The sequence below is a fragment of the Phycisphaeraceae bacterium genome (assembly GCA_019636655.1).
GTDB lineage: Bacteria > Planctomycetota > Phycisphaerae > Phycisphaerales > UBA1924 > JAHBXB01.
In genome coordinates this window covers 720,871-746,325 of the sequence record JAHBXB010000002.1, presented here as the reverse complement: position 1 = coordinate 746,325, position 25,455 = coordinate 720,871, and the positions used below count along the sequence as shown (strand labels likewise).

The following is a 25,455-nucleotide window of genomic DNA, read 5'->3' as shown; positions in this document are numbered from 1 at the left end:
GGAGAGGAACGGGTCGACTGTGTCTTCGGGCGCCGTCGGCCGCGTCGGAGACCGGGTTTGAGCGACCGTGTCCTGCTGATCGGCAACGGGCCCAGCGCTCTCCAGGGTGACCTGGGCGCTGCGGTCGACGCCTTTGACGGCGTGGTGGCGCGGTTCAACGAGTTCCGGATCGACGGGCACGAGGAGCAGGTGGGCTCCCGGACAGACGAGTGGATCACCTGGACGCTGTTTGCGGAGCAGGCGAGGAGTGAGTACCCGCGCGTGCTGTGCGTGGCCCGTCCGCCGGTCGACAACTGGCAGGAGATGGTGGCCCGCTACCCGCACGCACGGCGTCTGAAGTGGGACGACGTGGAGGCGACGATCGCGCGACTGGGGTACGAGCACCCCTCGTCCGGGCTCCTCGCGGCGATGACGTACATTCGCGCCGGATGGAAGGTCGTGCTCCACGGGTTCGATTTTTTCCAGGGCCCATCGCACCACTACAGCGATTCCGCCGTCGCCGGGCCGAAGCACTCCGGGACGCGGGAGCGGCTGCTGTTCCTCGAACTGATCGCCGAGGGGCAGGTCGAGTTCTTGGACCCGGCCCGCCAGGCGGAGGCCCTGGAGGTTGGCGCGGGCCTTGGTGGAAAGGCCGAGGAGCGACGGGAATCGGCGGCCGGCGAAGTGGAAGCCATGCTGTGGGAGGAGAACCAGAAACTCCTGCGGCTGGCGCAGGAGTTGACCTCGGCCGGGTTCCGGCACGAGAGGGAGTTGCTCGAGGCGCACGAGCACGTCCGGCGGCTCTGGGCGGAGCGGGATTCGCTGCTGAAGCGGGTTGCGGAGATCGAGCCCGTGGCGAGAGAGAGAGAGGCCGCGGTCCGGCGGGCGGCGGAACTGGACGACGAACTGAGGCGGGTGGGCGCGGCCCTCGAGGAGACCTCGCGCCGGCTCGGCGAGGAGACGGCCCGGCTCCACGATGAGGCTCGAGCACTCGCCGCGCGCGTGGCGGCGGGGGCCGAACGGGAGGAGCATCTGTCCGCCGAGGTGCGGAGGCTGCGGGACGCGGTCGCCCGGAAGGACCGCCTCGCCGAGCAGATCGTGGCGTCGGATGCGGCCGATCTGGTCGCGGCGAAGCATCTCGCGGCGAGCGCCGCGTGGGAGCGTGAGCGGCTGGTCAAGAGCCTGGTTCGGGTCTTGGGGGTCGGGGTGTGAGACGCGTGGGTGTGGGGGCGGGGACGGAGAGCAACGACGGTGGCAACGACCTGGCATGACATTCCCTTCTGCATCGATCTGCTGCGGGCGATCGCGCCGGATCGGCTGCTTGATGTCAGTGCGGACTCGGGCCGGTGGGGGGTGATCCTGCGCGAGTTCTGCGATGACCGCCGCGGCGCGCGGGCGCGGCTTGAAGGGATCGCGGCCTCGGGCAGCGGCCTCGATGCGGCACGCCGCGGTCTGTACGACGCCGTTCACGAGGGGAGGCCAGCGGAAGTCCTGGAGTCGCAGACGGGTCGGTGGGATGCCGTGATGGTCGGCAGCGGGATTCTTCGGGGCGGCGGGAGGGACGCGGGCAGGGCGCTGCTCGGCGCGGCGCTCGACCGTGCGGACTATGTCGTGGCCCAAGTCATGCTCGGTGACGGCGACGGGCCGGCGGACGGATCGGGGTCGTGGGAGCCGCGGGACTTTGAGTCGTTGTCGTGCGTCCGCCACGCGCTGTTCGCGGACCACGACGGCAACGCCGTGGGCGTGTTCTGCCTGTCGAAGAGCGATCCGAAGCACGTTCGAGCTTCGCTGGGAACACCGGCTCATTCGCGGGAGTCGGCACCCCCGGCGCCGCGCCTGCCGGACGAGGACACGGTGGTCCGGCGCGTCTGCGAGATGGCGGATGAGTTGGCGTATATCAAGGCCCACTCGACGTACCGCGTCGGCGCGAGGCTTCGCCGCAACGGGTGGTGGAACCGGCTGCGATGGCTGAGGAACCGCAACCAGCGGATCGTGACGGTGCGTGCCCTGGGCCGCCCGGGCGCGGGCTCGCAGGGGACTGAGGTGTGGCTGCTCGAGGGGCGGGCCAATGCGGGGCTAGCCCCAGTGCCGTGGGACTTTATTGAGAGTGACGGGGGCTTTGCTGCGAGGGCCGCCGCGGATCGGGCGTACGGTCGCTGCCTCGTGTGCGCCGGTACAGGGACGGCGCGGGTGCCGGTGGATACCGATCCGGAACTGGTCTTTCTGTCGCACGGGTGGAGCGGGCTGGTCGAGGTCGAGTTCATGGGGCGGCGGGAGACGATCGACCTTTCCGTATCGGGAACCGGCGCCGATTCGGGGACCGTGACGGTTCGCCCGGCGCAGAACCCGATGCGGCAGGCCGCGGTCGCCCGGCCGGTTGCGCCCGAAGCGCCGGCGGCACCGGTGAGCACGGCGTCGCGCACGAAACTCCGGATGTTCTCGGCGCGGGAGCAGCAGTACATCGAGTCGGTGCGGGCGGCCTCGCCGCGCGTGCTGGCGGTCTCGTGCCCCAGGTGGCTCGGGGTGACGTCGTCGACGCGCGGGCTCTTCGAGCACTGGTACCCGGTGCCCGCGACCCGCGAGGAAGACCCGTACAACATCCCGGCGGATCAGATCGAGCACCACGCGGCGGTGATCGCGGCGACCGGCGTGGAGCACGTCGTCGTCTCCGGCGGCGACACGGCGCAGCTCCGGCTGGTGGAGGCGGTGCGGAGGCTGCGGCCGTCGGCGCGGTTTGACCTGTTCTGGCACGCTTCGTACGTGCAGTTCTCCGAGGACTACACGTGGCAGCTCTTTGGGATGTGGGTCGACGCCGCGCGGCGGGGCGTGATCCACAGCATCGCGACGGACAAGTTCGGCCAGGATCGGCTGTTCCGCTCGCTCGGCGTCCGGTCGGCGGTGCTGCTCAACCGGGTCGATGGCGAGTGCGTGGAGCCGGCGACGGACCTGCCGCCCAATGAGCGGCACGTGGGCATGTGGCTCTCGGGGTTCACCTCGCGGAAGAACCCGCACGCGGCGCTCTCGGCGCTCAAGCTCGTGCCCGAGGTGCGGCTGCACGCGACGGGTGTCGATGAACGTGCGCGTGCGGTGATCGAGTACCTGGGCATCCCGTGCGTCCGCATGCAGAGCGACCAGCTCACGCATGACGAGTTGTTCCCGGCGATGCGGCGCACGCACTGCACGATGTACGTGACGTTCGCGGAGTGCTGCCCGATGCTGCCCTTGGAGAGCCTGCGGATGGGTGTGCCGTGCCTGATCGGGCCGGTGAGCCATCTGTTCGAGGACAACCGGTATCTCTACGAGCGGCTCGTGGTGCCGTTCCCGGAGCGGGCCGACGTCATCGCGGAATACCTGGTGCGGGCGATCGACGAGCGTGTGGAGATCGCGGCCGAGTACCGGCGGTACTTGCCGACGTACGAGGCCCGGTGCCGGCGGTCGGTTGAGGACTTCCTGAACCTGGGATCCGGACCCGCGACGTCGGGCGCGACGGGGGACGGGCCGGCGGGCCACGCGCGGGCCAATGGAGACGGCGTGACCGTCACCCCGGGCCGTCGGCTCAGCGCCCCGGTCGCATCCTGAGCAGCCGTTTGACGGGGCGCTGGATCCGGATGGCCTTCATCGCGGTGTTCACCTTGTCGACCATCCGGTAGCGGATGTTCTGGTCGATGAGTTCGCGGGCGCGGATCTCGGCGCGGGTGCGGGCGATCGGGTCGGCGCCGTCGAGTGTGGCGGAGGCGTGCAGGCGGGCCTCGAGGTCGTGCGCCTGGGATTCGCGGAGTGCGGCGAGGGCCTTGTACCGCTCGGCCTCGGCGTGCTCGAGCCGGAGGACGCGCGAGGGCGAGAGGGCCATGTCGGCGTGCTTCGAGAGCAGGTAGGACTTGAGCGCCTGGTTGCGGGGGATGGCCTCGGCGCGCATCAGCGACCCCGGGCGGAGGCGGTAGTAGAGGAGGAACTCGGGGAGTGCGACGCCGCGCCGGCCGGTCTTGGCCAGGCGGCACCACATGTCCCAGTCCTCGTAGCTGGTCAGCCACTCGTCGTAGCCGCCGACATCGAGCACGGCCTGGCGATCAAGGATCGATCCGCCGCCGGGCCCGGCGATGTTCCGCGCCAGCAGCAGGTCGCGGTCGAAGGCCATCGGCGCGTAGCCCGAGACCAGGTTCTCGTGCCGGTCGGTGAACGAGACGAACATCGGGCTCACCGAGGCGAGGCCGCCGACGGGGTCGCCCCGCTTGATCGCGCCCAGCAGTTTCTCGACCATGGTCGGGTGCGCCAGGTCGTCGCCGTCGATGGGGATGATCCACTTGCTGCGAGCGGCGTGGAACCCCGCGTTTCGCGCCGAGCCGAGGCCGCCATTGGGCTTGTGAACGACGCGGTAGCCGTCGCGTTCCAGGTCGGCCAGCAGGCGGAGGCTGTGCGGTTCGGTGGAGCCGTCGTTGACGATGATCAGGTCGAAATCGCGGTGCGTCTGGGCGTGGATCGAGTCGAGCGTCTCGGGCAGGTAGTGGCCGACGTTGTAGAACGGGATGACCACCGTCAGGTCTGGCCCCTCGGCGCGCGCCCGGCGGGCCGCCGCGGCGGCCGCGCGACGCTCCTCGCGGGCGGTCATCGGGCGGGCGGCGGCGATGGCCTCGCCCAGGCCGCGGACGATCGACGCCGAGTCGCTGATCTCGAAGGCCCGCTTGGGGGCGTTCGCGGCAATGGTGGCGCGGAGGGATTCGTCTTCGAGGGCGCGGAGCAGCGCCTGCTCGAGCGAGGCGGCCTCGCCGGCGGCGAACTTCACGCCGTTCTTGCCGTCCTCGATGATCTCGCCCAGGCCGCCCGCGTCCCCCGCGACGACGACGGCGCCCAGCGACATCGCCTCGATGCAGGCCATCGAGAATGACTCCCATCGCGAGGGGAGGCAGCAGACCGCGGCCTGCCGGATCGCAGGGCCGAGCCTCTCGCGTGGGTACTGGCCGGCGAACTCGAACCGGTCACGCCACGGGCCCTGGACGAGTTTTTCGAGGTGTGCGAGCATGCTCCGGCCGAACGGGCCGCTGAGCGTGTCGCCGCCGACAAGCAGGAACCGGAGATCCAGTCCCCGCTCCAGGAGCCGCTTGCCCGCCTCGACAAGCTCCACAACCCCCTTGATCAGTTGCAGCCGGCCGAAGTACAGCACCGTCCTGGTCGCGTGGCCGGCGGTGGTGACGGGGACCGGGCGTTTGGCCTCCACAAGATCCACGCCCATCCGCTCCGATAGCGTGTCGAGGTGAACAGGCAGAGGGAGCACCACGCGGGATTGAGCCGATTCCGGCGGCGCCTCGTCCCCCATCTCGCAGAGCATGCGATCCATCATCGATCGGCTGGCCGAGAGGAGCACATCGGCGTTGGCGGCCGAGCGGATCTCCATGTGCCTCAGGATCTCGATCTCGAGCGAGAGCGAGGACTGCAGGTCCAGGTCGTGGCAGAGGTACAGCGGCGTGTGGAGGCGGACGCCAAGCACCGCGCCCTCGAAGTGGCCGAGCGTGCGCTTGGCCCGCAGGGCGAAGTATCCCTCGCCGCGGTACTCCGGGAACTCGATGTAATCGAAGCGGTGGATCTCGTGGAGCCCCTTGAGCGTCGAGTACACGGCCATGGCGTACTGGGCGGCTTCGCAGAAGTAGGCGCCGGGAATCGCCGCGGGGCCGTCGCTGGTGTCCACGGAGTGGAAGACGACGCCGGGGAGGGCGTCCGCGCCGCGGGTCGTCAGGCTTTCATACGGATACGTCAGCAGGTGCAGCTCATGTCCCGCGGCAACGAGGGCGCTGCCGATTTCCGCGACGTACGCCGCGATACCGCCGCCGATGAACGGGTAGGCCTCGCGTGAGACCAGACAAATCCGCATGACCGCCTCCGTATGCCCCGTGACGCCCGACCGCGAACTATAAGGTGGTCGCCGCGACCTCGAAGTGGAGCAGGCCTCGGACCGAGATGCAAACCAACCGACCCCTGCGACTGGTGTATGTCTCGTTCGAGTATCCCCCGCAGATCGGCGGGGGGATCGGCACGTATGTTGACATCGTGACCCGCGGGCTTGCCCGACAGGGGCACCGCGTGACGGTCGTGACCGTAGGGGCGGACCCGTTTGTCACGCGAGAGTTCACCGCCGGGATGGAGGTCGTCCGCCTCCCGCACGTGAGGCACAGCGGGCCGGAACCCCTCCGATCGCTCGCGTACCGGAAGGACCACTCGGACCGTGTCGGCGATTTTCTCGAGCGATTCGTCGAGGTGGAGGGGGCGGATGTCATCGAGTTTCCCGACTACCTTGCGGAGGGCTTCAGTTACCTGGCGCGCACAACGCCGGGCAAGCGCCCCGTGTGCGTCGTCAGGCTGCACTGCCCGCTCTGCGTGATCGGCGAGTACAACACCGCCGACGGCCCCAAGCCCGTGCTCGAGGCGCTCGAGAACGAGGCGATGCTGCTCGCCGACCGGATCGTCGCCCCCCCGGGCCCGCAGGAGGAAGTGCTGCGTAGGCTCCTGCCGCGGGTCGGGCCGATGGACATCGTGCGCCACCCCGCGGACCCCGCCCTGCTGGACCTGGCGACCGACGCCGGGGAACCAACTCCGGAAGCCGTGTTCGTCGGTCGACTGGAGCAACGCAAGGGTGTCGAGCAACTCGTGCGAGCCGCCCCGGAGTTTCTGGATGCGTGCCCGGGGGCTCGCCTGGTGCTGATCGGTGGTGACGCCGAGCGCGGCGCGAGCGAACCATCGATGCGGTCGTTCCTCGGGCGACTGGTTCCGGCAAGGCACGCGGACCGCGTGGTGTTCACGGGACGGATGGGACGCGAGGACCTCTTCCGCCGGCTCGCCTCGGCAAGGGTGTGCGTGTTTCCCTCGCTCTTCGAGAATGGCCCGTACACGTGCCTGGAGGCCATGTCGCTCTCCCGTCCTTGCATCGGCAGCGATTACTCCGGCATGCGGGACATGATCGAGGACGGTGTGAGCGGCCGCCTGGTGCGCGCGGGGGACGACGCGGACCTAGCAAGGACGCTGATCGATGTCTACTCCATGCCCGAGGCCGATCGGCGGAAGATGGGCGCTGCAGCGCGGGAGCGCGTGCGAGGCTGCTTCCATGCCGACCGGGTCTGCGAGCAGATCGGCTCGCTCTACGCGGGCTACGCGGCTCAGTCTGTCGCTATGCGCCGGCCGATTCCCGCGGCGGCTCGCGCCCCGCGGCCCCCGAGGGTGGCCGTCGTCATCCCCTGCTACAACCACGGGGCGTTCGTGCGGGAGGCGGTGGAGAGCGCCCGCGGCCAGACGCATACGAACGTCGACGTCGTCGTGGTGGACGACGGCTCGACCGTGGCGGGCACACTCGAAGCGCTCGACCGGCTCCGGGGCGAAGGGACACGGGTGATCCGTCAGGACAACGCCGGGCTCGCCGCGGCGCGGAACGCCGGAATCCGGGCCACCGATGCCGAGTTCTTCGTCCCGCTGGACGCCGATGACCTGCTCCGCCCGGGGTTCATCGAGTACCTCCTCGCCCCGCTCGCGGCTGACCCATCGCTGGGCTATGCGTATTGCCACGCTGAGTACTTCGGCAGCTCCACCGGGACCTGGCGGTGCCCGGAGTACAACCCCTTCACGCTCCTGGTCGCCAACCTGAGCACGGCGACCGCGTTGGTCCGGCGGTCCGCGTTCGACCTGGCCGGCGGGTACGCGGAATCGATGCTCCACGGCATGGAGGACTGGGACCTGTGGCTCTCGCTGCTCCAGGTCGGCTACCGCGGCCGGCTGGTCCCCCAGCCGTTGTTCATGTATCGCCAGCACGCGGGCGGCTCGATGCTCTCGCACACGCAGCGCCACCGCCCCATCCCCGTTCGCCAGATAGTCGAGCGTCATGCCCCGATGTACCTCGTTCACATGGAATCCGCCCTTACCGAGAAGGACTCGATGTTCTTCCGTGAGCACATGGATGCGTGGCGGGCTCGCTGCACGATTGATGACCTTCGCGCGCGACTCGGTCTCCCTGTTGCCGACCACAGCCCGGATGCGGCCCTGCGCGCGCACCAGGAACTGGAGCAAATCCTCGGTTCGCGGGCCTGGCGGGCGGTTGCGCGGCTGAAGTCCATGGCGATCTACCGCGCGGTGGCCCGGGCGAGGTTCGGCCGGGGGTGGGATGCGCCGACCGCCCCGGAACCGCCCGACGTCAGGCTCGCACAGATCAAAGCCAGCCGGCCGTACCGCCTGATCCAGCGGATCAAGGGCAGCGGCCTGTACCGCTGGTATGCGCGGCGATCCCGCCCCGGCGCAACGGGCCCCGGGGCCTGAGGGCGGTTCACCAGCGGTCGTCTATAGTCTGGCCGCGCCGCTGCCCGGCGTCGGTTCGGGGTGGCGGGTGATGGACTCCAGGGACGTTTGCATGCCATACACGCTCAAGCCCTACGAAGGATTCGACGTCGGGGTCGAGAACGTCGACTATCTCAAGGAGCACGTCGATACCGGCGAGCGGTGGGTGCTCAACTTCGGCCCCCAGCACCCGGCGACGCACACCACGCTCCGGCTGGTACTTGAACTCGACGGCGAGCGGGTCGCCCGCTGCACGCCGCACATCGGCTACCTCCATTCCGGCTTCGAGAAGCTCGGCGAGCACCACGACTACAACCAGTACGTCACCGTTGTCTCCCGCATGGACTACGGCTCGCCCATCCATAACGACATCACCTGGCACGGGGCGGTTGAGCGGCTCTTCGGCATCGAGATCACCCCGCGCTGCAAGGCCCTGCGGACGATCATGAACGAGATCGCCCGCATCCAGAACCACCTGCTCAGCGTCGCCGCGGCGGCGCTGGATATCGGCGGGATCACCGCGTTCCTGTACGCCTTCAACCCTCGTGAGAAGATCTACGACATCTGCGACCTCATCTCCGGCCAGCGGTTTCACTCCGACTGGACCCGCGTCGGCGGTCTGATGCAGGACCTGCCCGACGAGGCGGTCTTCAGGAAGCTGGTGAAGGAACTCGTTGACGAGATCTTGCCGCGGGCGCTGGAGGACTTCGAGACCCTCGTCTCGCGCAACCGCATCTTCATCGATCGAATGGCCGGCATCGGCGTGCTGACCAAGGCCGAGGCCATCGGCTGGAGCGCCTCGGGGCCCATGGCCCGCGCCAGCGGCGTCGAGCGGGACCTGCGCAAGGACATGCCCTACCTCTGCTACGCCGACAACTGGGACGGCCAGGGAGCCCCGGCCGTCAAGTTCAAGGTTGTCGTCGGCAACGATCCGGCCAACGGCAAGGGCGGCGGCGATTCCTACGCCCGATTCAACGTCCGCGTGCAGGAGATCCGCCAGTCGATGGAGATCATCCGCCAGCTCATCGACGCGATCCCGGGCGGCCCTGTCGATGTCTTCAGCGACTCCAAGATGGTCAAGCCCACCAAGAAGGAGGTCTACTCCTCCATCGAAGGGCTGATCCAGCACTTCGAGATGATCATGACCAACCGCGGCTGGAAGCCGCCGGTCGCCGAGGCCTATGGCTGGAATGAGGGGCCCAACGGCGAGCAGGGGTTCTACATCGTTTCTGACGGCACCAGCCGTCCCTGGCGGGCCAAGACCCGACCTGCCTGCTTCATCAACTACTCGCTCATGCAGAAACTGACCGAGGGCCACATGCTCTCGGATGTTGTGGTCGTCCTGGGCAGCATCAACGTCATCGCCGCGGAACTGGATCGGTAGCCTGCTGCTCGCAGCGCCGCGTGGCGAGGGTTTCTCCTCCGGCGCGGTTGACTCGTTACGACTCGTTCGGTCGCACCCCTGTGCTCTCTCGCCACTCGGTCTGCGCCCCATGTCCGCCCCCATGCTCGCTACGACCCGGCGCCTCTCCAGCCGCAGTGCGGTGTGGATGACCGTTGCTGCCGCATGCCTGACCCGCTTGCTGGCTCAGGGTGGGCTCTCGTTGCTGGTTGTCAATGACAGCGTCGATTACGTTCTGTATGGCCAGCAGGTCGCCGCCGGCAGCTTCGCCGGCATTTCCGTCTATCGCACTCCGGGCTACCCCGCGCTGCTCGGCCTTGTGAACCTGCTCTTTGGCAACAGCCCCGCCGGCATTCTCCTGGTGCAGCACTTACTCGGCGTCCTCGCCTGTGGCCTGATTGCGGCCACGGTCGCCAGGCTCGCCGGCCCTCGGATGGCCCTGGTCGCCGGCTTGCTCGCGGCGGTCGACCCGTGGCTGCTGGGCTTCGAATCCTGCATGCTCACCGAGGGGCCCAGCGCGGCGAGCATGGTCATCGCCACCGCGATCGCGCTCACGGCGCCGGTGGCCGTCGCTTCGCGTCGAGAGTTGATCCGCACGCTGCTCTGGTCGGTCGCGCTTGGCGCGGTCCTCGCCGCGGGGGTGCTCATCCGCCCCAGCCTCCAGGTGTTCGCCCTGTTTGCGGGGCTGGCCTGGATACTGAGATGCTGGGACACGATGTCGCCGCGGCGTCGACGTTCAGTGGTGGTCCCGGCGATCGGCATGGTCCTTGCATTCGCGCTGCTCACCGTGCCATGGCTTGCGTACAACCGTTCCCGCTCGGTCGCGGGGTTCGCCCGCGGCATGGAGGTTGTCACCTGGCAGGGATTCGCGCGTGCCGGCGTGCTCAGCGACACGTTCCCGCTCGACGAGCCGACAAGGAACGCATACGGCACGTTCCTGGCTTCGGAGCGCTCCGACAGCGACACGTGGCACTTTCTCTGGGCGATCGGCGCTGTTGAGTCGCCGAAGACGCTGGCCATGCTGAAGGCGTGGACCAACGCAAGCTGGCGCGAGCATCCGGGCGCCTACCTGAAGGCCGCGGCCCGCGCGCTCCTCTGGCAGCTCAACAACTTCCCATCCTCCGGACCGGTCGCGACCAACGAGACAAGCTGGTTCCTCGCCCGTCTTGGCCAGACACCGACGCCTGTGGCACCTCCCGCCCCCAACATGCACATCCAGCACGACCTCAACATGGTCCGCCAGTTCCAGCAGTGGGACGATGGGGGGCTTGTCCGCCGTTTCTACCGCTGGTTCGGGGTCTTCTCCGAGCGTCAGATCCGTGGCATCCCGCAGATCCCGCTCTTCATCGCGGCATGCATCGTCACACTGGTCTCGCTTCGATCGCGCGAGCGACGCCCGGTCGCCGTGCTGATGGCGGGCACCCTGCTGTTCGTGGCCGCCCATGCCGCGATGCTGCTGCCCTCGAGCCGTTACGGTCTTCCCGCTTGGGTGACTTGGTACATCGCTCTCGGTGTGCTTCCGGCGACCATCTCCTCGCTCCGAGGGGACCGCCCGCGGGAACATACTAAGACCTGACGCGGCATCACTTCGGGCAGTTAAGCGGGGCTCCCGAAGGGTCGAATACACTTGATCATGGCACCAGACCCGACCAACAGCGCCGCGCGAAGCCGATGGCCTGTCTTCGGAGCAGCCGCGTGCCTGGGGCTGGGCGTTTTCCTTGGGTGTGAATCGCGGCACCTCGCGGTCCCTGAGTCGGCAGTGCCGGGCGATGCGCGCCCCCGCGTGCTGATCCGGAATATTGCCGACAAGCAGGTGGTCTACGGGCTGGCGGAGTGGCGGGGGTCGGGCCTGGTCGTCAAGGCGACGCGGCTGTCGCCGGGCCAGTCGCGGTGGCTGGCCTATTCGGTCGGGGACGACCTGCTCGTCTGGAGTGTCGCAGAGAACCCGCGAGAGGCCAGGCGGTATCGTCTGGGGGATGACACGGCGAAGACGACGGAGAACATCGACTCGCTGATCGAGGTCACGGTCGTGGAGCCTGGAGTGCAGTGATATGACGATCCGAGGCGTGCGGGCGGGGATCATCGGGGGGATGGCCTTCGCGGCCGGCGGCTGCGGCCTGGTGGGGTGCAACAGTTCCTATACGGCGACACTGGTCAACATGACGCCCCAGCCGCTGTACGCCAAGATCGTGCAGCAGCACGACGATGGCAGCATGCCCGTCAAGGCGGAGGAGCGGCTGGGCCCGGGCGACAAGAAGTCGATCGGTCCCGTGCGGCTGCCCACCGGCACGGCGATCCTGACGCTCGACACCCTTCCCAATCCGCGCGGCCCGGTCTTCCGTGAGCTGCGCCCCGGCACCACCGTCTTCAACATCCGTCAGAAGGGGGATGCCACCGGCGGCCCGCTCGAGGTGCAGGAGATCGAGGTCTATCCGTGAGGCGAGTTCGCTCCGCCACCCGCGCGATCGCCGCGGCCGCGGGGGGCGTGCTGGTGGCGGCGGTGGTTGCGGGGTGCGCCGGGTACTCGGCGAACGTGACGAACCGGACCACCCGGACCGTCTACGCGGCCGTCTTCGAGCGCAGCGCGTCGGGGGCCATGAAGCTCCTCGCCACGGAGGCGGTCGGTCCGGACTCGGATGAGACCGTCGGCCCGGTCTCCACACCCGCCGACTCCCAGGCCGTCCTCATCGTGGATGTGACGCCCAGCCCGCGCCAGATCCGGTGGATCGTGCTCCGCCAGGGCACGACGCGGTACGAAGTGACCCAGATCAACGACATGCCCGCCGCCCCGATCCAGGTCCGCGAGACCGACTGATCGACGGAGCCGCGGGCAAGGCCCCGCGCGGCACGCGCACCGGGCTGGTAGACTCTTCGCTGCGCCCGACCGCCCGACATGCGACGGCGCGCGAGGGGTCCGGCACCATCAACGCACCGATCAATCAACCCCGATCTCAGTCTGCGGGAGATGCCCCGGTCGGACGCGGACCCTCCGGAGAGACCGTCGAGGTTTCCTTCGTGATGCCCTGCCTGAACGAGGCAAGAACGCTCGGCGGCTGCGTCCAGGCCGCGCAGGCCTGCATCGACAGCCACTCCCTGAATGCCGAGATCATCGTCGCCGACAACGGCAGCACCGACGGCTCGCAGCAGATCGCTCGATCCCTTGGCGCCCGCGTTGTCGACGTCCCGGCGCGCGGCTACGGCGCTGCGCTCATGGGCGGTATCGAGGCCGCTCGCGGCGAGTTCATCATCATGGGCGATGCCGACCAGTCCTACGACTTTGGACAGGGGATGGCGTTCGTTCAAAGGCTCCGGGAAGGACACGATCTGGTCATGGGTTCCCGCCTCCCACGCGGCGGCGGCTCGATCGAGCCCGGCGCGATGCCCTGGAAGAATCGCTGGATCGGCAACCCCACGCTGACCACCATCGGCCGCATCCTCTTCCGAACCCCCGTCACCGATTTCCACTGCGGCTTGCGAGCGTTTCGCAAAGCGTCATACCAGCAACTCGGCGTCCGAACGACAGGCATGGAGTTCGCGAGCGAACTCGCGATCAAGGCCTCCCTTCGCGGCCAGAGGATCTGCGAAGTTCCCATCACGCTCCACAAGGACGGGCGGGACCGTCCGCCGCATCTCCGCCCGTGGCGAGATGGCTGGCGCCACCTCCGGTTCATGCTCCTTCTGGCTCCGCTCTGGACGCTGATCGCTCCCGGCCTGGCCCTGATGCTCGCCGGGTGCGTGCTCGGGGCGATCGTCTCCCTGGGCCCTGTGACGGCCGCGGGAGTGACGTTCGATGTCCACACGCTCCTCGCCGCGAGCCTGATGGTGATCGTCGGATACCAGGCGCTGACGATCGGCATCGCGGCCCGGATCTTCGCGATGCGGGAAGAGATCGGTCCCCCCTCCCCGGTGATGCTGCGGCTCTTCTCGCACCTCACGCTTGAACTGGGCCTGATTGTCGGGGCGCTGGTGGCCGCCGCGGGTGTCGGGCTGATCGGCTGGCTTGTTGCCAGGTGGGGGCTCGCCGGCTTTGGGAACCTGGACGTCGGGCGCACCCTCAGGCCCATGATTGTGGGCGCGACCCTCACGGCCATCGGCGTTCAGACCGTGCTCATGTCGTTCTTCTACAGCATGCTTGGAATCCAGAACAGGCGGGCGGGGTAACGGAGGTCGCTTCTCGTGGGTACATACAGCGCGGTGTTCGCGGCGATGGTGTCGGCGTCGGTTGTAATCGTGTGTATTGCCGACCCCCCGGCCGAGCCGGCTCCCGCTGCCCCGGATGCGGCGACCGCTCCGAAGCCCGGGGCCAACTCGATCGTGCCGTACCCGCATCCCCTGATCACCGAGATCCTGTACGCCGTGCCCGGGGCCGGCGACGGCGATGCCAATGGCGACGGAAAGCGCGACGCCGCGGGTGATGAGTTCGTCGAGTTCATCAACCCGCACGACCGACCGATCAACCTCCGCGGCTACACGATCACCGACCGCAACGAGGGCCGGGCTCAACTCAGGTTCACCTTCCCGGCGCTCGAACTGCCGCCCGGCGGCGTGGTCGTTGTCTTCAACGGCCAGGGGCAGAAGTGGAAGGGCCCTGTGGGCACCACCAAGTCCGCGCCCGCCGAGGGGAACGCGGCGTTCCACGGTGCGTATGTCTTCACCATCGATGCAACCTCGTCCTCGATCTCGTGGGCGAACGGGGGCGATTGGGTGCTCCTGAGCGACCCCTCCGGCGAGGCGGTGCACTGCGTCTGGTGGGGGAAGTTCGCCGAGAAGAAGCCTGAGAAGGGCCTGGTCGAGGAGGCCCCGCTGGTGAGCCGGTCCAGCGTGACGCGGCGCGACCCCTCGTCGGCTCTGTTCTCGCACTCGGACCTCGCCAAGCCGCTCTACAGCCCGGGCGAGTTCGGCGATCCGGCGGAGCGGGCGCCCGCCGGCGGGTGAACCCCGCATCAGCACCCCTCGGCTACCATCTGAGCCCGGCGCGAGGAGCACCCAATGGCCTGGATTACCAAGAACTCCGCAACGACCGCCGTCGACCGGCGCAGCGAGCCGTACCTGACCGGCGCGATGAAGGACCGCCTGAGCCGCGACATCCTCCCGCGCTATGAGCGCAAGCAGGGCGCCCTCCTTCCCGCTCTCCACATGATCCAGCATGAGTACGGGTGGGTCCCGCCCCAGGCCATGGAGGAACTTGCCGACTTCTACGGCCTCCAGCCCAGCGATGTCATCGACACCGCCTCGTTCTACGAGGAGTACTGGCTCAAGCCCCGCGGCAAGCACCTGGTCGCCGTCTGCCGGTCGATTGCGTGCGAGTTCTGCGGGCAGGGCGCCGTTTCCGAGGCCTGCAAGGACGCCCTCGGCGTCGACGTCGGCGAGACGACGGACGACGGCGCAATCACGCTCATCGAGGTCGAGTGCCTCGGCTCCTGCGGCACCGCGCCGGCGCTCCTGGTGGACGAGACCCTGCACGAGAACGTCCGGCCCGACCAGGTCGCTGCGCTCATCGATGGGGCCCGGAACAGCGCCAAGGGCCACCACTAGGGGATCGATGCATGACGCGGCGCGCGCCGATCGTGCTGGCCATCTCCGCCGCGACCATCGCCGCGGGCTGCTCGACGCAGACGATCAGCGTTGAAAACGCCCTCGATACCGTCGTTCGCGTGCAGGCCCACACCGACGGCCGCGCCGGCCTCCCGCGAGACTATCCGCCGGACACCAAGGTCTTTGACGTCGTACCCGGCTCGGTCACCACCCGCACCCTCCAGGACCTGCCCGCGACAGGCGTCGGTCGCCTGTACACGGTGATCTTCTGGCGCTCCCCCGTCAACCAGACCTGGCGTGCCATGAGCGTCACGATGTGGGAGCCCGGGCCGTACACGCTGCGGCTCGCCGGCGACCGCTCCGCGATGCGGTTCGAGCGGCTCACCGATAGCGGAGCCGTGATGCCCGCCGACCGAATCACGGTTGAGTACCTGGGGGACCTGCTGCCCGAGGACGTGCCGAAGCTCACCCTTAAGAAGTGATGCCTGGGTCCGGCACGGCGCCGAGCCTGAATCGACGCCGGCCTACCCGATCCGCCGGATCAGCCCCAGCCCGTAGTTGATCGGCGACAGGTACATATCCAGCTTTTCGTACCGCCCCACCGCGTTCTTGTTGATGTTGTCCAGCACGTTCCGCGGTCCGTCGTACGAGCAGATGTGCGGGAACGTGTCGTGCAGGAGCACGAACCCGCCGGTGTTCAGCACCGGCTCGGTCGCCCATAGATCGTGCCACGCGCCCACGATCCCGTGGTCCGCATCCAGGAACGCCAGTTGGCACCCGCCCGCCGCGTTGAACTCCTCCTGCGCCGCCCGGATCTCGAACGGCGAGTTCCCCGGGTGGAAGACCACCTGGTCCGCCAGCCCGGCCGATGTGACGTTCCTGGCTACAAACTCCAGCCGCCCCGACTTCAGCTCCACCTCCCGCCACGGCGCTGCCTTGATCGGTCCGAAGTCGTCGAACGTGTGGATCACCCCGCCATCCCCGTTCTCCTTCAGTGCCGCCGCGATCCAGATCGTCGACACCCCGACGAAGGTCCCCGTCTCGATCACCAGCCGCGGCCGGATGTTCCGGATCAGCGAGTGCACCAGCAGCCCGCCCTCGGGCGACAGCGACGACGGGAAACTCAGCGGGTTCGCGTACAGCCGCTTGAGCCCCTGCAGCCACTGGCACCCCGGGTTGTCCAGAAACGCCGGAAACTCCCAGTGCGTCGGGTGCCCCTCGGTGTGCCACACGGGTAGGTACTTGAGTTCCTTCAGCGGCACCTCGGACTTGCGCCGCGGCACCCGCGGCGCGGGCGGCGCCGCCGGGTATGAGTTCGAGTTGGGCAACTGCCCCCGCGCCGGCACCACCCGTACCGCCCCGTCGGGCGTCCCCAGCATCCCGTGGATCTCCCCGTCCCGCGGCGGCGTGTAAGTCGGCCCAAAGTCCGGCTGGGGGAATCCCGGTGCCGGCTGCGTCAGCCCCAGGTTCGACATCACCACCTTGACGGTCGCGGTCGCGCCTGGACCGCCGACAGCAGTGATGGCCCTCGCGGCGGCTTTTCGAAACATTGAACCGGCTGCCATAAGAAGAGAGGATAGGACGCTGGCCGCACCACCGCCCTACGCGGCGTCATCCGGTGTCTCCCCTCAGCGGATTGATTGTCGGCGTCGGATTCCCGTGCGCCGCCACCCGCCGGGCCACGCATCGCCACAGCCTCGCCCGGCGATCGCGGTGCGACAGCGAGGCCTCGGAGGTTAGCCCGGCCAGCCGCTCGAACTGAGCCACGAACTCGTGGATCACCCGGGCCTTGAGCGCCCGTCGCGGCTCGCACCCGCACCCGATCGCCTCGATCACCAGCGACGCCGCCATCCGCTCGGCCGAGTTGAAGTTGGCCACCGTCGACGGCCGGATCGAATCGGCATCCAGCACGGCGACCCGAACCCCGACATCGCCCCGTACCGGCTCGACGACGAGCAGGTTCGACGGTTTGTGGTCCCGGTTGAACCGCCCGAGAGTGAAGAACCGGACCATGTCACGTGCCAGGGACCTCGCCACGGCGTGCTCCTCGCGCACGCCCAGGTCGCGGTCGGACAGGTGTCGCAGCACCGTCTTGCCCGGGATGAACTCCAGCAGCAGGAACTCGGCCGATCGTCCGCCATGGAGTCCACCGCCACGGAGCACGCCGCGAGCCAGCGGCCGGGGGGTGCTGAACCCCTTGGCCGCCAGCCACCGTGCGCCGTGCCAGTGCCGGGCGTGCCGCGAGAGGCCGACTTCAACCCGGATCCGATCCAGGAGCGAGCCGATCGGCCGTGTCTTGAGAACCATTGGCTTCCCCCCGAGTTCGAGCACCTCGACGCGGCCGCCCGGGCTGTCCTTGAGCACGCGGCCTCCTCCGTCGCGCCATGCTTCCGCTACCCGCTCCCGCCACTGGTTTGCGGTCGCGCCGGGGTCGGCACGGAGGATTCGGATGGCGGGAGCGGCACGATCGGACATGGCCGTCAGCGTACCCGGCCGCTCGACGGGTCGGGGTACACGGGTTGACACGCGAGAGCGGCCAATGGACGATCGTCGCATGCAGGACAACGCCCCGGTCCCGCGGCGCGCGACCCTTTCGGTCGCCGTGGTCTGCCGCGACAACGCGCGCACGATCGCCCGGACGCTCGAGTCGGCTCGCCGCCTCGTCGATGCCACCGGCGGGAACGGGGGCTCGGCCGGACCGGGCGGGGGAGGAGCGGGGGAAGTGGTCGCTGTGGACTCCGGATCGACCGACGGCACGCTCGAACTCCTCGCCGGCCACGGCGCGAGGGTGATCCATTCCGAGTGGCTCGGGCACGTGCGGACCAAGCAGCTCGCACTCGACGCCTGCGCCTCGGACTGGGTGCTCTGCCTCGACAGCGACGAGTCGCCCGATGAGGCGCTGGAGCGTTCGATCCTTGCCGCCGTGGCGCGGAATGACGTCGCCGTTGCCGGGTACCGCCTCAACCGCAAGGTCTTCTACCGCGGGCGGGCGCTCAACCACGTCTGGCAGCCGGAGCCTCGTCTGCGGCTCGTCCGCCCGGCTTGCTGCCGCTGGGGCGGGATCGACCCGCACGACGCGATGGAGCTCACCGGCCGCTGCACCGCCGGCGGCTGGATCGGCTCACTCGAGGGAACGCTCCGGCACGACTCCTTCGAGACCTTCAGCGAGCACTTCCGCAAGCAGTGGGACCACTCGCGGACGATGGCCCGCAGCCTCCACGCGGCGGGCTCGCGCGGCTCATACGCCGCGCTCCTGGTCTCGCCGATCGCGGCCCTGCTCAAGCAACTGATCCTCAAGCGGGCGTTCCTTGATGGCTATCCGGGGTGGCTCGCCGCGGCGTCATCGGCAGCGGGCGCGCTCATGAAGCACGCCATGCTCATCGAGATGAGCAGGAGTCCGGAGCGATGAGCCGCGCGGGATGAGTGGGGGGAACGCTACCGAGCGACCGCGGCCGGCCCGCCATGGCCACCGCTGGTACGGCCCTGAGCGATCAGCGGGGCCGGGCGGGAGATCGGGATCGGCGGTGCCGCGGCGGCGGTGTGGTACTTGTGGGCCCGCTCGATACGGGGGTTGATGCGGGCCAGCAGCTCGTGGGTAATGGTGCCCGCGGCGGAGGCGAGTGCGGGCAGGTAGTTCGGTGACGTACGGTCGGCCCCGACCAGTTCGACCTCCGACCCCGCGAAGACGTGCGACTCGGGAGCCTCGGTCACATCGAGGCAGATCTGGTCCATGCTGACGCGGCCGACTACCGGGGCAAAAACGGTCGTGGCGACCCCGTCATCCGGTCCGCCCTTGCGATCGAACGGGCGAGCGTTGAGGCCGGCGCTGGCGCGGTTGCCCAGGGAGCGCGGGTAGCCGTCGGCGTAGCCGACGGGCACGAGCGCGATGCGGGTGTGCCGGCCGTCATGCCGGCGCGGGGCGCGCCAGGTGGAGCCGTAGCCGACGGGGTGGCCGGGCGGGATGTCCTTGATCTGAACGATCGGGGCGAGCCAGCGCACGGCTGCCTTGAGCGAGCGGGCGGCATCGGCGAAGCCGAACTCGTTGAGGTTGCACCCCTCGTCGAGGCCGTAGCCGTAGAGCGACTGCCCCATGCGGACCATCGTCCCGTGGTACTTCTCGGAGCGGAAGGTGGCGCAGGTGTTCGCCGCGTGGAGGGCGAGCCCCGAGCCGCCGTTGGGGAGCGTGTCGCGGACCGAGGCGACCCACTCTCGGAAGCTGGCGGCCTGCTCGCGGGTGAAGGCGGCGTCGTCGCACGGGCTCGCGAAGTGGGTCATGACCCCGGCGAGGCGGACCCGGGGGCCGCCCATGCCCGAGGGGCCGACGCCGCGGATGATCCGCTGGACCATCGCGGCGGCTTCGGAGGGGAGAGCCCCGCCGCGGGCCAGGCCGGTGTCGACAAAGACGTGGACGGGGATGACGAATCCCAACCGGGTGCAGAGCCGCTCGAGGTGGGCGAGTTGATCGAGGTCGTGGAGGGTGAGGTGCAGGCGTCCGGCGGCGGCGGCGCGATAGACCGGGTCGGTGCGGTCGATGTCGCGAACCGGCTTGAGGATCAATGTCGGCGTGGTGATGTTGGACTCGGCCAGTTCACGGGCCTCGTCGAGGGCGTAGACGGCGATCATCTCGACGCTGTCAGGGGAACCGGGGCCAAGGCCGGACGCGATCCGCTTGGCGATCCGGACAGCCCCGAGCGAGTAGGCATCCTGCTTGAGAACGGCGCAGATGGAGACGGGCTGACGGGCCGACGCGGGGGGGCGGACAATCTCCGCCGCGGCAGGATCGGAGGTGGGACGGGAGGCCGGAGAGACCACGGAGCGGATCACCCGCAGGTTGTGGTCCACGGCATGGAGATCGACTTCGAGGCGGCTGCTGGGCACGTGGCTGTGAACCTCCCTGTTCGTCGAAACCCCGCGGATGACCCGCGTGTTGTATCGACCCGGACGCGTCCCTACGATCAATCGCGAAGCGGGCCGAGAGCCAAGTCCCGCATGCGCCGGGCGGTCCGCCCGGAGTTGCCGCCATCGTACCGGCCAGCGGCCCCGAGCAGGGGCCGTTCACGGGCGTGGCGGGCCCGCGGCGGCTTCAGACCGCCTGAGTTGACCCTTCGCCGGCGAGATCCATGACGCAGCCCGATTCCCCGATCCCCAGTCCGAATACCAACCCGCTCCCTGCCGACAGCGCCCCCGCGGCGGGTGCGGCGCCATCGGGCGAAGGTCACCCGCACGTGCCGCCCGCGGGCGATGCGCGGGCGAACGAGATCTTCAACACGACCACCAAGTTCGCCGACCTTGGCCTGCGCAACAGCGTGCTCAAGGCGATCGAGGAACTGGGGTTCGTGCACCCGACGCTGATCCAGGCAACGCTGATCCCGGTGATCCTCGCGGGGCACGACGTGCTGGGCCAGGCCAAGACGGGGACCGGCAAGACCGCCGCGTTCGGACTCCCGATGATCCACGGAGCGGAGCGCGGCAAGGAGTTCCAGGGCCTGGTGCTGGTGCCGACCCGGGAGCTGGCCGTGCAGGTCGCCTCGGACATCGCCCGGTTCGCGGTGCACACGCCGATCAAGACATCGGCCGTGTTCGGCGGGGAGAACGTCAAGACGCAGGCGCAGCGGCTGGCCAAGGGCCCGGAGATCCTGGTGGCGACACCGGGCCGGATCATGGACATGGCCCAGCGGGGTCTGCTGCACTACAGGAACGTGCGGACGGTGGTGCTCGACGAGGTGGACCGGATGCTGGACATCGGCTTCCGCGACGACATCCGCCGGATCCTGCGGTCGTGCCCGGCCCCCGGGCCGCGAGACCAGGGCGGGCGGCAGACGGTGTTCGTGTCAGCGACGATCTCGGGGGAGATCGAAAGCCTGGCGCGGTCGCACGCATTGAACCCGCAGAAGATCGTCTCCACGAGCGGGGCTCTGACGGCCACGATGGTGAAGCAGTTCCACCTGACGGTGGAGCGGTGGGACAAGCGGCGGCTGCTGGCCCACCTGCTGACCCACGAAGAGCCGGCGCTGACGGTGGTCTTCTGCCGGATGAAGCGGACCGTCGACGACCTGACCAAGTACCTGCAGACCAAGGGGATCGACGTGCACGCGATGCACGGCGACATGTACCAGTCATCGCGGAACAAGGTGATGGAGCGGCTGCGGAAGGGGAACCTCGGGGTGCTGATCGCCTCGGACCTGGCGTCGCGCGGGCTGGACGTCGAGGGAATCACGCACGTGATCAACTACGACCTGCCCGACGATCCCGACCTGTACGTGCACCGGATCGGCCGCACGGCGCGGGCCGGGCGAGGCGGGGTGGCGTGGGCGTTCGTGACGCCGGAAGAGGGAAAACTGCTGACGCAGATCGAACTGCTGATCAACGCGGAGATCCCGAAACTCGACTACCCGGACTTCAAGCCGGGTCCGGTGCCCGAGAGCGTGCTCAAGTCCCGCGAGCAGGACGAGCAGCAGGCGAAACTGACGCAGTCGTTCAACCGCTTCGCGGTGACGGCGAACCCGGTGGTCCCCGCACGGCCGGACCCAACGAAGTTCCCGGGCGGGGTGGTGCCGACGATGATGCCACCCAAGCGGATGTACGGGAAGACGAAGACGACGCGATCGATGAAGGCGGCGATCTCGCAGGCGGCGGTCGGGGCCAACAAGCCCGCGACGGAGCCGCCGGCGGCGCAGGGCGGGTAAGGGACCACCCGGAGCGAGCAGGAATCTGCCGGAAAGGCCGGCGTGGTTGTTGACGCCCCGTCGGCTTATTGATAATCTATTCTCATGAGCCGGTCGGCGTGGCTTGAAGGCCTGTGGCGACGCGCGGCAGCGGTGTTTGCCGCCGTGGCGCTGCTGGCGGCGATCACGGCGCCGGCGTGGCACCATCACGACCACGACGAGGGGGACGGGCACGATGAGCAATCGTGCGCGGTCTGCTACGCCGTGCACCACCTCCCCACGATGACGCCTCGGGCTGAGGCGCCGGCGGTGTGGCCGCTGCAACGAATCGGCACAGTGGTCGTGGTCGATGCGAGGTCGGCGCACCGGTGGGTCGACCTTGCCCTGCGAGCCCGTGGCCCGCCGCCTGGCGACGCGTGACGTCGGCCTCTCCTTTTGAGGAGGGGACCGGCCCTATCTGAATCAGGCGTTCCCTGCGCCCACCACACTTGCACTGGAGTGGTCATGCACGCGTTCCCTCGGGTTCGAGGGCGGAGCGTTCGCGCGTTCACGCTCATCGAGCTGCTGGTTGTCATTGCGATCATCGCGGTCTTGGTCGGCCTGTTGCTCCCGGCGATGGCAAGGGCCCGCAGCGCCGCGAAGGCGGCGGTGTGCCTGAGCAACATCCGGATGCTCGAGGTCGGTCACACCATGTACATGGACGACTCCAAGGGTCTGTTCATCGATGCGGACCTGCCCCACGGCGGCGCGGGGGATCCGCGCCGGTCGTGGGTTCAGACGCTGCAGCAGTACTTCTCGACGCCGCTGGTGATCCGATCACCGGTGGATCGGAGCACGCAGTGGAGCGTGCTCGAGGGAGGAACGAGCAGCGGCCTGACACTGCGGCAGGCGTGGGATCGGCTGGAGGACGATGATCCCTCGAACGACCCGCGGGCGGGCGATATCTGCCGGTGGACCAGCTACGGGCTGAACAATCTGGTCGTGCCGAGCAAGACATTCTCGGCCAGGCCTGGTGGGCCGCTGTTTGACCGCATCAGCGCGGTCGAGCGGCCGTACGGCACGGTGCACTTCCTGATGATGGCGTTCGAGGGAGAGTTTGCTCGCTCCGATCACACGCACATCGAGAACTGGGCCCCGGTCATGGGGTCAGGTTCCGAGGTGCCAGGAAACGCGAGTGCGCAGGTCCAGATCGATGCGCACGGCGGGCCGCCCCGCTCGTTCGGATCGGTCGGCAACTGGGGTTTCCTCGACGGTCACGCGGCGACACTGAAGTTCGGCGAGGTGTGGAAGAACCGGGAGCGGCAGAAGTTCTGGCCGCCATACGCGTTCTGACGCACATCCATCAGTTCCCTTCTCTGCGTTGGTTATCCAAGTTCCGTTATCCATCCACCGCGGCGAGTATCGCCTTCGGCGGAATGAACGAGGTCATTCATCATGTCCATGAGTGTTCGAGTGTGTCTCGGTGCGCTGGTAGTCTCGGGTGCAAGTGTTGGTGCGGTGGCACAGCACGATGGCGACATCCTGCTCAGCGTCGTGGAGGGCCGCATCGTAACCGGTACAGAAGGTGAAGCCGGGGACCCGCCGCCCGAACGACGGGTATTCCCGGCGGAACTGGGCGACCTGGGCGAGAACTCAACCAACGAGCCGGGGTTCGACTCGGAGGTGGGTGTGTTCGCGCCGGGGTCAAGCCTCGGGTTCAGGTTGCGGGGGCCGCTGCGCCGGTGGAACGGGGCGGACTTCAACGCGGCCGGCGCGGAACAAATCGCGGTGACGCTCTCGCTGTTTCCACCTCTGGGCCCGGTGTTCACGCCGACAATTCCCGGGGAGATTGTCACGGGGTTTACCGTTCAGGTGCTGGCCGCGGGAGACTGGCACCACCACCTGGAATACACCCTGACCGCGCCGGCGGAGCCCGGGATCTACCTGCTGGAACTCTCCATGTTCAGCACCGATCCAGCGGTCGCGGAGAGCCGCCCACTGTGGCTGGTCATCAACAAGCAGCGGCCGGAGGCCGAGCATGAGGCGGCGACCGATGCGGCGGAATACGTGTACGGCCGGGTCGGGTGTTTGGGCGACTGGGACCGCAACCGGGTGGTCGAACCGGCCGACATCGGCGGTTTCGTCGCCCAATGGCTCTCAGATGTGTCGTCGGGCGGTCTCGCGGCGGATGTGGACGAGAATGGCACTGTCGAGCCGGTGGATATCGCCGTCTTCATCGGCGCGTGGTTCGCGGGGGTCGGCGGGTGCTGAACGAGACTAATGAGACAGGTCGTCGGCGGCGAGTTCGGGGGTCGGGGTGGTCGAGAGGGCCCCCATGATCACGGCTTCGGCGAGCTCGCGCCTGGAAGGAACAAAGAGCAGCGAGATGTCGCGCCGGAGCGCGGGCGGTTGGTTGTTCATCGTGCCGGGCCCGGCGGTCGCACCTGCTTTGCCCTCCTCGGGCGGTTCGATCGTGATCAGCCAGGTCTTGATGTCGACAACGAGGCGCTGGGTCCGCAGGTCGAACCGCTCGACGGCTGGAGGGGAGCTGCCGCGGAGGGGATTGAACCTGATGACCTCCAGGCGGCCGGGTGTGACCCGGATGTACACGGGCCAGAACCAAAGGAGGACGAAGGCGAAGAAGACGATCGCCGGGATCGCCAGCTGCATCGTGGGGGAGGAATGGCGGATGCCGAAGGTGAGGAGCCAGACCGTGGCGTTGATGCCGACCGCAAGGCCGACGCCCCGGCGGGCGCCCGCGGCCATCTCGGCCCGTGTAGGGGGGGTGGTCTGCGGGCCGACGGCCGCGATGCGGAAGACACCCAGAGGGAGGCGGGCGATTCGGGGCTCGAAGGGGGTATCGCCAATGGCCTGAAGCTCGGGAACCTGCCGGGCCCAGGCGACAACCTGGATGCGGATGGTCCTGTCCAGAAGCCCGGGAAGCCGCTCGTACTTGGAACTGACCCGGTACCAGCGGACGAAGGCGATGACAAGCACGACGAAGCCGACCGTGCCCACCACTGCGACCAGGGGCCCGGTGACGCCGGCGAGCCCGAGGACCCCCTGGAGGAACCGCCCCAGGCCCAGGGCCAGGAGCGTGATCAGGACGGGGAACGCCGCGAGGATCAGGAGCATGATGGCGCCGGCCGCCATCGTGGACCGGTGGCCGGACTGGACAAATCGGCAGGACTCGGCTGCGGCAGGGGTCGGCGGCGGGCTGGGAGGGGCGTCGGGCATCGCTAGTTGTCCGCCTTCCCGCCGGGGGTCCGAGGAGGGGCTGCATTATGCCCCGGGCCGGACGGCTGCGGCGCTGGTTTCCGGGGAAGATTTGGTAGCGAACAGGGGCCGGAGTGAGGGGCGGGAGAGGGTCGGCGCGCCTAGACTGTGAGGTTCCGGATGGAAGCATAAATCTGCGGCTTTTTGCCGCGTTTTGGCTCGTTGCGAGCCGGGTGAACCCTTGGCCGAAAAGACCCCGTCCCGCGCATCGTCGACACCGCAGACTCCCACAACGCCGGCCAAGCCGCCGCAGGCCTATGGCGAGGACCAGATCAAGGTTCTCGAAGGGCTTGAGGCGGTGCGGATGCGGCC

Annotated in this window: 22 protein-coding genes; 17 read left to right on the top strand and 5 right to left on the bottom strand. The window is 68.8% G+C overall.

Going from position 1 to position 25,455, the window contains the following annotated elements; all coding sequences use genetic code 11:
- The first annotated feature begins 57 nt into the window (after nucleotides 1-57).
- Nucleotides 58-1,191 (top strand): hypothetical protein, encoded by a 1,134-nt coding sequence (locus tag KF745_08595; protein MBX3358473.1) that lies wholly within the window; start codon nucleotides 58-60, stop codon nucleotides 1,189-1,191.
- Between the two features lie 39 nt (nucleotides 1,192-1,230).
- Nucleotides 1,231-3,558 carry a hypothetical protein gene (locus KF745_08590; protein ID MBX3358472.1) on the top strand — a complete coding sequence of 776 codons (2,328 nt, stop codon included), beginning with the start codon at nucleotides 1,231-1,233 and terminating at the stop codon, nucleotides 3,556-3,558.
- Here KF745_08590 and KF745_08585 read toward each other — a convergent pair.
- On the bottom strand, nucleotides 3,536-5,842 hold the full coding sequence (locus KF745_08585; protein ID MBX3358471.1) for a glycosyltransferase: 2,307 nt from the start codon (nucleotides 5,840-5,842) through the stop codon (nucleotides 3,536-3,538). The two genes, KF745_08590 and KF745_08585, sit on opposite strands and share 23 nt — an antisense overlap.
- An 86-nt stretch (nucleotides 5,843-5,928) precedes the next feature.
- On the opposite strand from KF745_08585, the gene KF745_08580 reads away from it, so the two are divergent.
- From KF745_08580 to KF745_08535, 10 genes are all read left to right on the top strand, one after another.
- Nucleotides 5,929-8,268: a glycosyltransferase gene (locus KF745_08580; protein MBX3358470.1), complete on the top strand. Its 2,340-nt coding sequence runs from the start codon at nucleotides 5,929-5,931 to the stop codon at nucleotides 8,266-8,268.
- Nucleotides 8,269-8,359: 91 nt separating this feature from the next.
- Nucleotides 8,360-9,670: an NADH-quinone oxidoreductase subunit D gene (locus KF745_08575; GenBank protein ID MBX3358469.1), complete on the top strand. Its 1,311-nt coding sequence runs from the start codon at nucleotides 8,360-8,362 to the stop codon at nucleotides 9,668-9,670.
- Between the two features lie 121 nt (nucleotides 9,671-9,791).
- Nucleotides 9,792-11,264 (top strand): glycosyltransferase family 39 protein, encoded by a 1,473-nt coding sequence (locus KF745_08570; GenBank protein MBX3358468.1) that lies wholly within the window; start codon nucleotides 9,792-9,794, stop codon nucleotides 11,262-11,264.
- 57 nt (nucleotides 11,265-11,321) lie between these two features.
- A complete protein-coding gene (locus tag KF745_08565) occupies nucleotides 11,322-11,738 on the top strand; it encodes a hypothetical protein (GenBank protein ID MBX3358467.1) in 417 nt (138 codons plus the stop codon).
- Nucleotide 11,739: 1 nt separating this feature from the next.
- Entirely contained in the window at nucleotides 11,740-12,126 is a 387-nt protein-coding gene (locus KF745_08560) for a hypothetical protein (GenBank protein ID MBX3358466.1), read from the top strand.
- A complete protein-coding gene (locus KF745_08555) occupies nucleotides 12,123-12,503 on the top strand; it encodes a hypothetical protein (GenBank protein MBX3358465.1) in 381 nt (126 codons plus the stop codon). The genes KF745_08560 and KF745_08555 overlap by 4 nt, the downstream gene beginning before the upstream one ends.
- A 203-nt stretch (nucleotides 12,504-12,706) precedes the next feature.
- Nucleotides 12,707-13,849 carry a glycosyltransferase family 2 protein gene (locus KF745_08550; GenBank protein ID MBX3358464.1) on the top strand — a complete coding sequence of 381 codons (1,143 nt, stop codon included), beginning with the start codon at nucleotides 12,707-12,709 and terminating at the stop codon, nucleotides 13,847-13,849.
- 15 nt (nucleotides 13,850-13,864) lie between these two features.
- Entirely contained in the window at nucleotides 13,865-14,623 is a 759-nt protein-coding gene (locus KF745_08545) for a lamin tail domain-containing protein (GenBank protein ID MBX3358463.1), read from the top strand.
- Between the two features lie 54 nt (nucleotides 14,624-14,677).
- On the top strand, nucleotides 14,678-15,223 hold the full coding sequence (locus KF745_08540; GenBank protein MBX3358462.1) for an NAD(P)H-dependent oxidoreductase subunit E: 546 nt from the start codon (nucleotides 14,678-14,680) through the stop codon (nucleotides 15,221-15,223).
- An 11-nt stretch (nucleotides 15,224-15,234) separates the two neighbouring features.
- Nucleotides 15,235-15,705, top strand: coding sequence for a hypothetical protein (locus KF745_08535; protein MBX3358461.1), 471 nt, complete (start codon nucleotides 15,235-15,237; stop codon nucleotides 15,703-15,705).
- A gap of 42 nt (nucleotides 15,706-15,747) precedes the next feature.
- Here the strand turns inward: KF745_08535 and KF745_08530 are convergent, their stop codons facing one another.
- Both KF745_08530 and KF745_08525 read right to left on the bottom strand, forming a co-directional pair.
- Nucleotides 15,748-16,788 (bottom strand): class I SAM-dependent methyltransferase, encoded by a 1,041-nt coding sequence (locus tag KF745_08530; protein MBX3358460.1) that lies wholly within the window; start codon nucleotides 16,786-16,788, stop codon nucleotides 15,748-15,750.
- 46 nt (nucleotides 16,789-16,834) lie between these two features.
- On the bottom strand, nucleotides 16,835-17,698 hold the full coding sequence (locus KF745_08525) for a hypothetical protein (GenBank protein ID MBX3358459.1): 864 nt from the start codon (nucleotides 17,696-17,698) through the stop codon (nucleotides 16,835-16,837).
- Between the two features lie 64 nt (nucleotides 17,699-17,762).
- Here KF745_08525 and KF745_08520 point away from each other — a divergent pair, with 64 nt between their 5' ends.
- Nucleotides 17,763-18,632: a glycosyltransferase family 2 protein gene (locus KF745_08520; GenBank protein ID MBX3358458.1), complete on the top strand. Its 870-nt coding sequence runs from the start codon at nucleotides 17,763-17,765 to the stop codon at nucleotides 18,630-18,632.
- 26 nt (nucleotides 18,633-18,658) lie between these two features.
- On the opposite strand, the gene KF745_08515 is transcribed toward KF745_08520, so the two are convergent.
- Nucleotides 18,659-20,101 (bottom strand): alanine racemase, encoded by a 1,443-nt coding sequence (locus KF745_08515; GenBank protein MBX3358457.1) that lies wholly within the window; start codon nucleotides 20,099-20,101, stop codon nucleotides 18,659-18,661.
- Between the two features lie 242 nt (nucleotides 20,102-20,343).
- Between KF745_08515 and KF745_08510 the strand changes: the two genes are divergently transcribed.
- From KF745_08510 to KF745_08495, 4 genes are all read left to right on the top strand, one after another.
- Nucleotides 20,344-21,909: a DEAD/DEAH box helicase gene (locus KF745_08510; protein ID MBX3358456.1), complete on the top strand. Its 1,566-nt coding sequence runs from the start codon at nucleotides 20,344-20,346 to the stop codon at nucleotides 21,907-21,909.
- Between the two features lie 84 nt (nucleotides 21,910-21,993).
- Nucleotides 21,994-22,308, top strand: coding sequence for a hypothetical protein (locus tag KF745_08505; GenBank protein MBX3358455.1), 315 nt, complete (start codon nucleotides 21,994-21,996; stop codon nucleotides 22,306-22,308).
- Between the two features lie 84 nt (nucleotides 22,309-22,392).
- Complete coding sequence (locus tag KF745_08500) at nucleotides 22,393-23,220, top strand: type II secretion system protein (protein MBX3358454.1); 828 nt, start codon at nucleotides 22,393-22,395, stop codon at nucleotides 23,218-23,220.
- Nucleotides 23,221-23,385: 165 nt separating this feature from the next.
- Nucleotides 23,386-24,138 (top strand): hypothetical protein, encoded by a 753-nt coding sequence (locus KF745_08495; protein MBX3358453.1) that lies wholly within the window; start codon nucleotides 23,386-23,388, stop codon nucleotides 24,136-24,138.
- Between the two features lie 6 nt (nucleotides 24,139-24,144).
- On the opposite strand, the gene KF745_08490 is transcribed toward KF745_08495, so the two are convergent.
- Nucleotides 24,145-25,104 carry a hypothetical protein gene (locus KF745_08490; protein ID MBX3358452.1) on the bottom strand — a complete coding sequence of 320 codons (960 nt, stop codon included), beginning with the start codon at nucleotides 25,102-25,104 and terminating at the stop codon, nucleotides 24,145-24,147.
- Between the last annotated feature and the right edge of the window lie 351 nt (nucleotides 25,105-25,455).

What these genes read in the sequence shown, in the direction of transcription:
- KF745_08580 (MBX3358470.1), top strand. Translation starts at nt 5,929, where the DNA reads ATGCAAACCAACCGACCCCTGCGACTGGTGTATGTCTCGTTCGAGTAT.
- KF745_08575 (MBX3358469.1), top strand. Translation starts at nt 8,360, where the DNA reads ATGCCATACACGCTCAAGCCCTACGAAGGATTCGACGTCGGGGTCGAG.
- KF745_08550 (MBX3358464.1), top strand. Translation starts at nt 12,707, where the DNA reads ATGCCCTGCCTGAACGAGGCAAGAACGCTCGGCGGCTGCGTCCAGGCC.
- KF745_08505 (MBX3358455.1), top strand. Translation starts at nt 21,994, where the DNA reads ATGAGCCGGTCGGCGTGGCTTGAAGGCCTGTGGCGACGCGCGGCAGCG.
- KF745_08585 (MBX3358471.1), bottom strand. Translation starts at nt 5,842, where the DNA reads ATGCGGATTTGTCTGGTCTCACGCGAGGCCTACCCGTTCATCGGCGGC.
- KF745_08525 (MBX3358459.1), bottom strand. Translation starts at nt 17,698, where the DNA reads ATGTCCGATCGTGCCGCTCCCGCCATCCGAATCCTCCGTGCCGACCCC.
- KF745_08540 (MBX3358462.1), top strand. Translation starts at nt 14,678, where the DNA reads ATGGCCTGGATTACCAAGAACTCCGCAACGACCGCCGTCGACCGGCGC.
- KF745_08520 (MBX3358458.1), top strand. Translation starts at nt 17,763, where the DNA reads ATGGACGATCGTCGCATGCAGGACAACGCCCCGGTCCCGCGGCGCGCG.
- KF745_08500 (MBX3358454.1), top strand. Translation starts at nt 22,393, where the DNA reads ATGCACGCGTTCCCTCGGGTTCGAGGGCGGAGCGTTCGCGCGTTCACG.
- KF745_08535 (MBX3358461.1), top strand. Translation starts at nt 15,235, where the DNA reads ATGACGCGGCGCGCGCCGATCGTGCTGGCCATCTCCGCCGCGACCATC.
- KF745_08530 (MBX3358460.1), bottom strand. Translation starts at nt 16,788, where the DNA reads ATGGCAGCCGGTTCAATGTTTCGAAAAGCCGCCGCGAGGGCCATCACT.
- KF745_08560 (MBX3358466.1), top strand. Translation starts at nt 11,740, where the DNA reads ATGACGATCCGAGGCGTGCGGGCGGGGATCATCGGGGGGATGGCCTTC.
- KF745_08570 (MBX3358468.1), top strand. Translation starts at nt 9,792, where the DNA reads ATGCTCGCTACGACCCGGCGCCTCTCCAGCCGCAGTGCGGTGTGGATG.
- KF745_08565 (MBX3358467.1), top strand. Translation starts at nt 11,322, where the DNA reads ATGGCACCAGACCCGACCAACAGCGCCGCGCGAAGCCGATGGCCTGTC.
- KF745_08490 (MBX3358452.1), bottom strand. Translation starts at nt 25,104, where the DNA reads ATGCCCGACGCCCCTCCCAGCCCGCCGCCGACCCCTGCCGCAGCCGAG.
- KF745_08510 (MBX3358456.1), top strand. Translation starts at nt 20,344, where the DNA reads ATGACGCAGCCCGATTCCCCGATCCCCAGTCCGAATACCAACCCGCTC.